This window comes from Candidatus Poribacteria bacterium (assembly GCA_021295755.1).
In the GTDB taxonomy this organism is placed as follows: Bacteria; Poribacteria; WGA-4E; order WGA-4E; family PCPOR2b; genus PCPOR2b.
Window position 1 is genome coordinate 3,398 of record JAGWBT010000149.1, and the last position, 10,117, is coordinate 13,514.

Annotated in this window: 9 protein-coding genes; 4 read left to right on the plus strand and 5 right to left on the minus strand. The window is 53.3% G+C overall.

Annotated elements, in window-relative coordinates; genetic code table 11:
* Positions 1–192 precede the first annotated feature (192 nt).
* The gene (locus J4G02_18920) at positions 193–939 is read right to left on the minus strand and encodes a phytanoyl-CoA dioxygenase family protein (protein ID MCE2396610.1); all 747 of its coding nucleotides are present in this window, start codon (positions 937–939) and stop codon (positions 193–195) included.
* A gap of 274 nt (positions 940–1,213) precedes the next feature.
* Between J4G02_18920 and J4G02_18925 the strand changes: the two genes are divergently transcribed.
* The 4 genes from J4G02_18925 to J4G02_18940 all read left to right on the plus strand — a co-directional run bounded on the left by J4G02_18925 (position 1,214) and on the right by J4G02_18940 (position 6,050).
* On the plus strand, positions 1,214–2,083 hold the full coding sequence (locus tag J4G02_18925) for a xylose isomerase (protein ID MCE2396611.1): 870 nt from the start codon (positions 1,214–1,216) through the stop codon (positions 2,081–2,083).
* 192 nt (positions 2,084–2,275) lie between these two features.
* On the plus strand, positions 2,276–3,112 hold the full coding sequence (locus J4G02_18930; protein ID MCE2396612.1) for a phytanoyl-CoA dioxygenase family protein: 837 nt from the start codon (positions 2,276–2,278) through the stop codon (positions 3,110–3,112).
* 296 nt (positions 3,113–3,408) lie between these two features.
* The gene (locus J4G02_18935) at positions 3,409–4,398 is read left to right on the plus strand and encodes an aldo/keto reductase (protein MCE2396613.1); all 990 of its coding nucleotides are present in this window, start codon (positions 3,409–3,411) and stop codon (positions 4,396–4,398) included.
* Positions 4,399–4,499: 101 nt separating this feature from the next.
* Positions 4,500–6,050, plus strand: coding sequence for an NAD(P)/FAD-dependent oxidoreductase (locus J4G02_18940; protein MCE2396614.1), 1,551 nt, complete (start codon positions 4,500–4,502; stop codon positions 6,048–6,050).
* A 9-nt stretch (positions 6,051–6,059) separates the two neighbouring features.
* On the opposite strand, the gene J4G02_18945 is transcribed toward J4G02_18940, so the two are convergent.
* The 4 genes from J4G02_18945 to J4G02_18960 form a co-directional block, all read right to left on the minus strand.
* Positions 6,060–6,806 carry a hypothetical protein gene (locus J4G02_18945; GenBank protein MCE2396615.1) on the minus strand — a complete coding sequence of 249 codons (747 nt, stop codon included), beginning with the start codon at positions 6,804–6,806 and terminating at the stop codon, positions 6,060–6,062.
* A complete protein-coding gene (locus tag J4G02_18950; protein MCE2396616.1) occupies positions 6,796–7,551 on the minus strand; it encodes a hypothetical protein in 756 nt (251 codons plus the stop codon). Before J4G02_18950 ends, J4G02_18945 begins: the two co-directional genes overlap by 11 nt.
* A gap of 75 nt (positions 7,552–7,626) precedes the next feature.
* On the minus strand, positions 7,627–9,402 hold the full coding sequence (locus tag J4G02_18955; protein ID MCE2396617.1) for an MBL fold metallo-hydrolase: 1,776 nt from the start codon (positions 9,400–9,402) through the stop codon (positions 7,627–7,629).
* Between the two features lie 199 nt (positions 9,403–9,601).
* Positions 9,602–10,117 (minus strand): hypothetical protein (locus J4G02_18960; GenBank protein ID MCE2396618.1); only part of this gene is annotated, 516 nt, incomplete at its 5' end.

A 10,117-nucleotide genomic window follows, 5' to 3' on the forward strand; every position in this document is an offset into this window, starting at 1 on the left:
GACAAGGGGGATTTAGGGGGTTGGGGTAGGGGGTTAAAAATCAAAAATCCTACCCCCGTGTGCTAACTTTGCATAAGTCTTGAGTTCATTGGCGTGATTAATGAACTAGTGAACCCATGAACTCAATTTGTTCACAAGTAGTTTGTAGGTCGAGTTTCCATACTCGACAATACACTAAATCCGAATATAGGACTAGAGCGCGTCAGGTGCCAACTCTCGCATTCGCTCTATCCACCGTTGGCGCTTCGGATGCCCGTCGGCATTGGCAACCCACGGGCCGTAGTCAACCCCGTTGCCAATAATCTGTTTTTGAGTCACTTCTGCTTCCTCCGGCGTCTTTGGGTTGTTGTAGTAAACCAAGACGCACATCCGGCGATCCACCGCACCACCCCAACTCGCATGCCAGCATCGTACATCGAAAGCAACCACGTCCCCCGGCTCTGATTCAAAGATGTAAGCGGGAACATCAGGGATTTCGAGTTCCAATTCCTCCATCTTTTGCCGTAATTCCCCGTGAAAGGACGCCTCGTGCGACCCCGGTATCAACCGCAACGCACCAGTTTCCGCAGTCACCGGTTGCAAGTAGTAGGCAAACTTGACGCCGTACTGATGGAGGCTTCCTGTATCGGGATGCCAGCGCGTATCCCCGACGTAACGGTTAATGTCGGAGGCAATACCGAAGACATCTTCGCCGTAAAGTTGTTCTGCCGCAGCGCAGAATCGTGGGTCCTCTAGTAGTGAGGCGAGGAAGGGCGTATCGGGTCCCATCGTTATCAGCCAATGTCGGCGTGTGCCATCAAATGGGTCATCTCGAAACGCCTCCGTCATTGCCGCTTCAAACTCCGTGTTGATGGTCTTCAGTTCGTCCTGACTGAACAACTGCCGAAAAGTCAGAAATCCGAAGGTTTGAAAGTGATTGATCTGTTCTTGCGTGAGCATTATGTTACGCCTCCCTATCCACATCGCCTAAACGCGCATCAGATTGATTTCGGTCTGTAGGTCGAGATTCATATCTCGACAGAATGCTTTATCTCTTGACAGAAAATTTGCTTTAGTATATCCTTTCGAGACTTACAATTCAATCGAAAAAATCCGTTGTAGATTGTGAATAAACAGAGAGCGATGTATCTGGTTTCATAGATCCATATAAACCTTAATACATGCCGCTGGAGGTCTTCGTCACTTTTCACTTATGACTTGGGAGGAAAATGATATGGCAAATGCAATCAACCCACCGCAGATTCGACACATGGCAACGCTCTGGACCTTGACAGACTATGGCGACGCGGATGAAGAATGGTCTATGGATCGGAAGCTACAGGAGATAAAAAATGCCGGATTCGACGGCTTTCTCGGTCGGGTGCCGGTCGTCACCGCCGAGCATGTCCAAGGGTACGGACTGCTGTTCGCAGCGACTGTAGATATAGGGCAAGCAGCTGAGGTTGAGCCAAAACTGCGGGAAATCAAAGAAGTGGGTGCGGTCTGTGTCAACGTGCAGATGCTCGACCACGATACTTCGACAGAGGAAGCACTAACGCGGGCACGCCAAGTCATGGAAACCGCAGGCAGGTTGGAGATGGATGTCGCCATTGAGGTCCACCGCGACACCTGTACCGAGACGCCGGAGAAGGCTTACGCCCTCGCAGAAGGCTTTGAGCAGGCGGAGGGACGCCCTCTAAAGATGACGTGGGATTTCTCACACCCCGCTATTATCAAGCACCTATCGCCGCCATACTGGGATCGATTGGCAGAACGGGTCGACCTGATCCAGCTCGCCCAGCAGTTTCACTTCCGTCCCTTTAACGGACACCACTGCCAAATTCCCGCGCTCGGTCACGATGGCGAGTTCACGCCGGAGTTCTTGGACTGGCTTGAGTTTGCGGATCGGCTCATCGAAGTCTGGCTGCAAGCGGCAACGCCGGGTCGAGAGATGTTTGTCTGTCCAGAGCAGGGAGCGATGGGCTATACACTGTCAGTATTTCCAGACCGATGGAAAGATGTGCAAGCCATTCGCGGTGAGGTAGAGCGCGTTTGGCAAAAGCACATCAGAAACTGGAGGCCACCACAATCGAATAAAACGTGATGCGTGAAACGTGAAGAGGAATACCCCGTTGACCGGCGGGTTGGGAAACCCAACCCCTACAGAAGTTGACTAAATGTAGGGGCAGGTCTTGTGCCTGCCCAAAATGATGGGCGTGGAGTAGCCCCCGTAGGTTGGGTAGAGCGTTATCGAAACCCAACATAATCAACTAAGGGAGTCAGGAAGGATAAAAAGATGCCTGTTTTAACGGCAGAAGACCAAAAATTCTGGGAGGAAAACGGTTACGTTGTCGTTCGCAGCGCCGTTCCACCCGAAAACCTCAAAGCTGCCGAGCGAGCTGTGTGGGATTTTTTGGAGATGCAGCTCGACGATCCGGACAGCTGGTATCCCGACCCGCCTCGTTCTACCATCATGACGGAGATGTATCAGCATCAGGCACTGTGGGACAACCGACAGTATCCTCGTGTTCATCAAGCGTTTGCGGAGATTTGGGATACTGAGCAGTTGTGGGTAAGCATTGATCGCGCTAGCATGAACCCGCCAGAGCTACCCGATTGGAAACACCCCGGCAAACTTCACTGGGATACTCAATTGGAACCACCAATCGAGTTCTGGGTTCAAGGTGTGTTATACCTGACAGACACCGCAGCCGATCAAGGCGCGTTCACCTGCGTGCCGGGATTCCATCGGCAGTTGGAGGCATGGTTGAAAGATCTACCGCCCGAGGCGAATCCGCGTGAACAAGATCTGGAAAGCCTCGGAGCGCGACCGATCCCTGGAAAAGCGGGTGATCTCATCATCTGGCACAGTGCCTTGCCCCACGGCAGCAGTTCCAACACAGCGCATCACCCACGCGTGGTACAGTACATCACCATGTTCCCATCGCAGGGATATGACGAGGACGCACGAAACCATCGCATTAAAGCGTGGCGGGATCGCCTAGCGGGACTGGTGATAGAGGTCACCGGTATAACGACGTGGGAACTCCGAAACGAGAAGGAGCATCAAACAGGTCAGACAGCAGAATTGTCTCCACTAGGGCGAAAATTGTTGGGCTTGGATCAATGGTAGCAGGCGCACACCGTGTGCCGTAACCTGCCCCCATTTCCGTAGGTCGGGCATCCCCGGTCACGTCCCGATTCGATCGGGATTCCCGTGAAACGGAAGGTTCCGCTCGGACTTGCCTGACTCTTCGTAGGGAACGCAGATCTGCGTTCCATTTGTTCTTACGTATTACGAATTACGTTTATCCTTCATTAGCCCCAGCGGGGCGGCATGTATATAGAATACCAGCGATCCAAATGTGCTCAAGCCCCAGCGGGGCGACATGTGTGGAAATAACCGCAATCTAAATGAGGAAACGACAAATGGAAAAACGAGTAGTCGGCAAATCCGGCATTGAAATCTCCGTGATGGGGATCGGCGGTTGGTCTTATGGCGGCGGGGACTACTGGGGTCCCCAAGCGCAAGAGGATGTGGATGCTGTGGCACACGCCGCACTCGACAACGGCATCAACTTCTTCGACACCGCCGAGGGATACAATGAAGGGCGGAGTGAAGAGGCGGTCGGTAGAGCGTTAAAGGGACGGCGAGATGAAGCGGTGATCGCCACCAAGATCAGTCCGAACAATACCGAACCCACAGTGCTGCGCGAACATTGCGAAGCCAGCCTCGATCGACTGCAAACGGATTACATCGATATCTATATCGTTCATTGGCCCATCACAGAACACTCCGTCGAGGATGCGTTCGCAACCTTGAACGCGTTGAGGGAGGAGGGCAAGATCCGCTCGATTGGTGTCAGCAACTTTGGTGTAGAGCAACTATCCGAAGCCCTCGCCACCGGCGTTCAACTCGATGTGAACCAGCTCTGCTACAATCTCCTATCACGGGCGATTGAGTTGGAGATTTTGCCGTTATGCCAGAAAAACGGGATGGGGATTCTGGGGTATATGCCGCTGCTGCAAGGACTCCTGACCGGCATGTATAAGACAGCGGAGGAACTTCCACCTGTCCATGCACGGTTTCGGCAGTTTCGTGGAGATCGGGAAAGGGCGGGTCATGGCGAGGAAGGAGCAGAGGAGGAGATGTTCGCCGCCGTTGAGGGCATCAGAAAGGTTGCCGAAGCAGAGGGGGTTCCTATGGCTCGGCTCGCAATCGCTTGGACCATCGCAAAGCCCGGCATCACTTGTGAGTTGGTCGGCACCCGCAATCTGTCGGAACTTGAGCAGAATCTGCATGTCGCATCGCTTTCCCTATCTCCGGAGACTATCGCAAAATTGGATGAGATAACAACGCCGCTGCTACAAAAGCTCGGTGCGAATGCGGATTACTTCCTAGCACGACGCACCCATTAATCCCGCTGCCCATGCCATAAATTTTACTTCAGTATCCTGTAGGTCGAGATTCACATCTTGACACCCAAATGTTGATCGGATTACCCAGAAAGAGAGCAAAAATGACACCAGACCACGATGTCATAATTATCGGCGGTGGGCATAACGGCTTAGTTGCCGCCGGGTATCTAGCGGAGGCAGGGTTAGATGTCCTGCTGCTGGAACGGCGCGACTTTCTCGGTGGGGCATGTGTGACCGAGGAACTATTTCCCGGCTACCGATTTTCCGCCTGTTCCTATATCTGCCATCTGTTACAGAACAAGGTCATCGAAGAACTGGAGCTGCGGAAGCACGGCTTTGAGGTCTATCATCTTGACCCTTCGCGCTTCCAGCCGTATCCCGATGGCTCACGCCTACTCGTTTGGGACGATGTGGAACGCACCCAAGAAGAGATTGCCCAGTTTTCCCGCCACGATGCAGAAAACTTTCCGAAATGGTTAGATTTTTGGAAGCGAGCAGCAAACATTATCTACCCATACTTTCTGACAACACCGCCCACAATCAGCGAAATCGCCGAACGGTTGCGCGGCACCGACGATGAAATGTTTTTTGACCGCCTGCTCACCGTAAGCGTGAAAGACGTGCTGACCGAGTTCTTTGAGTCAGAGACGATGCAGGGGGCGTATGCCCAAGCCCAAGACGCCGGCGACCTCAATGCACCGGGGAGCGCGTGGGCTTACACCTTCATTAAATGCGGCAACTTCACCAAACCCGAAAATAACGGTATCGTCAAAGGCGGGATGGGAGGCATCACACAGGCGTTGGCTGCGTCCGCACGCGCCCGCGGTGCAACCCTACAAACCGGTGCGACAATCGACCATATCATCGTTGAAGATGGGACAGCCTGTGGCGTCGTCCTGGCAGACGGGACGGAGATCCGCAGCCGCATCGTTGTCTCCAACGCAGATCCCAAACGCACCTTCCTCAAACTCGTTCCACGCGAACACCTCAGTCCCAACTTTGTGGAAAGCACAACGCGGTTGAAAACGAACGCCGCTTATCTCAAATTTCACGCCGCGCTCAACGACCTCCCCGACTTCTCCGCCTACTTCAACGGAGACTTCGATCCGCGCTACCTGTCGGAGATCAAGATCTGTCCGTCCATCGAATACTATGAGGGTAGTTGGGAAGATGCCAAACGTGGCGATCCATCACGGGCGCCCGTGATGGAGGTGCAGATCCCGTCCGTATACGATCCAACGATGGCACCGGCGGGACACCATGTCATGTCGATCTGGGTGCTTTACGCCCCCGTCCATCTACGGGAGGGAACGTGGGATGAACGGCGGCAGGAGGTCGGTGAAGCGTTGATCGATACGCTCTCTACCTACGCACCGAATCTGCGGGATATTATTGTGGACTGGTCACTGTTTACACCCATTGACCTTGAACGACGGGTCGGTCTCACCGACGGCAACATCCGTCACCTCGATATCGTTGCGAGCCAATTCCTCGCCCAACGTCCGCTCGGCGGTTGGGCGCATTACCGAACGCCTATCACCAATCTCTACCTCTGTGGTGCAGGCACACACCCCGGCGGTGAGGTGACCGGCGCACCGGGACATAACGCCGCCGCCGTTATCCTATCGGATTGGTCAAACGCGGGGAATTGAGCCTTTCCTTCATTCCAGCCAGAACGCATACAGCTTCGCACCCCGCAATATGAAGCGGAGGCGCACTGCTTTTTCGCTGACTAAGCGAGGCGAATCTTTCCACATCAGTTTCCCACGCAAATGATCTCCGTTGAGGGGAAGACTCTCGCCTTCAGATAGACCCGGCAGCGGTTGCATCATCTCCGCATCTAGGATTTCGGCACGAAGTTCTCCACTTGGGACATCTGCATTGACATACAGATCCCCTCCGTTTAGGGTGAATCGTTCTGTGACAACCGTGCCCTCTTCTTCCGCGTCGAGAGAAACGAACCCATCAAGCCTCAGTATTGACAAGTGCAGCGCACCCGCATCGTTAAAATATTCGGCGTAGTCTTCGCTATAGATGCTCTGGTGACCGCGAAAGCGGTGGGCATTATGATAAATCCGTATCTCGCGGTCTTCGTGCACGATGGGACGACTGCACACAGCGACCTGAGTGGTGCCGTAATTTATCCCGTCCCACGGCTCAACCCCGATAAACACTCCCCTATCTGCTACACGCTCCCAGTTATACAGATCGCGAGACACCGCCAGTTCTACCTGATTGATACCGCAATGGTTCATCTGCGGGAGGTCAGGACCAGCAGGATTAAACAGTAATGGGAAACCGATGTACACGCCCTCATAAGGCATCAGCGGCATCATGTAGAGTTGAGCGATATAATCCGTGTCTTCCAGAACAGGCGGTGTGAGATATGCAGGGTTTTCAACAACCATTCTCCCGATCAATTTCGTCGGTATGCAGAGCCAGTTTCGGTTCTGTCCAGTTCACAAAGTCCACACTAGTTGAAACCCAAAGAGACCGTCCCCAAACCGTGCGCTGTTTCACAGTGGCGACATACCGGTTACTAATTTCGTCATAGATGAGGTTTGAGGTGTCTTCGCTGGGGACGGGAGGCACATTGAGTAAGGTCCAACGGAAACCGTCCGGCGAAACGCCGGGCAATCGTCCCATGTTGCGTGTATCGCTGAACAGTCCCTTATAGCGACGCTGCGGATCATCATCGCGTTCATCACGAATGACATGATAAAGATGCTTCTCAGTAATCTCCGGCGGGTTGTAGACGCCTCGACGGGTCAGAAATTCTAGCTTGGAGTCGTAGGCGATGTTATTGTCCTTTGATCCCTGCCGTTGGTAAAGCCCCAGTGAAGGTGTTTCCCAATGAACCCCGTCCGTTGATGTTGCGTAATGCTTACGACTGCTTTCTGTGCCTGCTATCCCGCCGGGTGGAATGGCATAATGTGCATCGTACCACCATTCCCAGATCCCTTTTTCAGAATTCCATTGCGGCGCGTTTCCGCTCTGGACATACACCTGCTCACGCGAACGATCGGCTTTCAGAATAGGACCGTGTTTATCTGGCTGATGCAACGTCCGGCTCACGTTGGAGGTGCTTGCTATGGCGTGATCGTCGAGGAATAGTTGTTTGTGTTGCGCTGGATTAATGTGTGAGGGTGTCATACCACTGCTCCTTGTGCGATCTGATAACCATTCCAGTAGGGGCAACCCTTGTGGTTGCCCTATTGTGGGGCGATTTTACCAATAAGCAACAGCTTCAGCAATCTCACCGAGATGTGCCCCATTCCATGTGACATCCGCCACGATGGGAAGCGCGTGGCTGGTAAACCGCTCTGGGAAGGTTGCCTCCACCTGACAGGTGGTATTGGCCTCCCCGGCAACTTGGAGATCTATCCTCCCCGGAGAAAGCTGCACACCGTCAACCGAACGGAACCGAAGGGTGCACGTCCGCGCTTCCGCTTCGTGATTGGTGATATTGACCTTGAACGTCACCGTGTCTCCCGGCTGGATGCGAACCTTGTAGGGATAAAACTCCACCCAATGCGGGTCCATTCCCATATTGGGGTGCGGTTGATCGAGGATATGCGTGAAGAGATCCGTCCACCGGTCCATCCAACCAACCCATCGCTCCGCTTTCGCTCGATCGAATGAAATACAACCACCATGTCCGGTAAAAAGATAATCTGGATCGGCGTTGAGAATCTGTTGGGGCATATCGCGATAACTCGAAACAGGCGTCCGATTCTTGGGGATGAATGAGTGGATAAAGTCCCTGTTTTCTCGGAAGCAAAGCCCAGAGATATTGTCCCCCACGCTAAGGAATTTCTGTCCATCCACCGTGAACCAGATGAGGTGATGGTAAAAGGTTTGTCCCGGATGCTGCTCTACGAAAAAGTCAATCCCGCGCCACCGGAAAGCCTCGCCTCGTTCGACGACGTGATCGACCTTCATTCCGTGCGGCACCGCACAAGGCATATCGTAATTTTCTGGGTGTTCTAGGAGGTCCTTTAGCTCAGGAGACGACACCACCCGCGTCCCGTAACGCGCTTGCAGCATCGGGTAACCGGCGAGGTGGTCGTCGTGGTAGTGGGTCGGCAGAAACCATTCGACGGTGTGGATCCCCAACTCCGTTTCGAGATAAGGCGATAGATGGTCAATATAGCGGTGCGGATTGGCGCTGATAGGCGCGTTGGAGGTGTAGCCGCAGTCGATAAAAAGACCGTGTCCCTCATCATCCCGGACAATATAGGTGGTGGCAGTAGAGTTCGTAATTTCGTATACATGCTGTGTGATTTGACGAAATTCGGGGCGATACTGTTCATAGGGTTGGGCATGGAAGAGTTCATACAGTTCCCCCAACGCCGCTTGTAATTCGGCAAACGACTCCTCCGTTGGTTCAAACGGTTCGCCGTGCCCCGGCAGAACCAGATCCACGTTAAGTTCCGCAGCAGTCTTCAGACTCTCCAGATGATTGATATGCCCCTGGAAGTCCATATAGTTCCACTGACTCCAGAAATAGTCCCGAATTTTCCCACTGCCCGACATCAGGTCCCCGCAGGCGAGTATCCGCTTCCCGTCTAACTCGAAAAGATAACCCACCGCGCCGAAGGTGTGCCCCGGCAGCGGAATCACATCGAAACGAATCCCCTCCCATGACAGGCTCTCATAGTCGTGCGCGTACTGATCCGGCGCAATATCCTCCAAAGGACCAAAGCAGGGATAGTAGGAGGTGTAGTTGTCGTAGATATCGTAGGACGCCTTGAGGATATCGGTCTCCTCAAAGAAACGCTTCTCCGCAAATGGGAAAACAATCTGTGCACCACCCCTTTTCCAGTGGGCTGCCGCGGAACAGGTGTCCCGATGAAAATGGGTGAGTAACACCTGATCAACCTGTTGCTCAAGTTTCGTCGGAGATGTCCCACAGTCAATCAGAAGTGTCTTATCATTTATGGTAATCCCATAAACGCTGCATGTGTCTTCCACAAAAAAGATATTATCAGTCAGTTTTCTCATGCTTGGCTGCCTCATTTATGTGTGATTCTGGCTCGTGTTAAGAAACCGTGCAACAAAACCGATTCGCTCATTTGACATACTCCCCGCCCGAACATTTCAAGCTTTGGGCAGGCTGTAGGGGCAACCCTTGTGGTTGCCCGTCTTTAGTCTTTTTTAATTTGCATAGATTCGTGTTAATTCGCGGATGCTTTGCTTCTTCTTACTTCTTCTCCATAAATGACGGTACATCAATACATTCCCCATTTCGACGCGCAGACTCCCAGCCTGCGAGTACCGGGGCTAAGGAGAAAAGCCCATCGTGATAGTCGTTCAGCAAGAGACTGGGGTTGTTTGCCCGCACGGCTTCAATGAAAACGCGGTCCTGCTCAAACCATGGGTCGAACTCATCCGCTTGATACACCGTTTCGCCATCGACTTCGATCGAGTCGTAGCCGTAGACCGCCAGATGTCCGCCTTCGTAGAAGATTGTAAACCACGGTTCCGCCCGAAAACTAGGCGCGGCCGAAACGAAAGTCAACGTCATCGTCGCTCCGTTGGAGAAACAGTAGTTGAAGGACGAGGTCAGCGGGTTGTGATACGATGGTCGCTGGCAGTAGAACGCTTGCGCTCGCTCAACGTTCAACCCTGTCACGAAACGTGAGTAGTCGGTTGCGTGGACACCCCAATCCAACGCCTGCCCGCCAGATTTGTCCATATCAGACCACCAAGAATCCTT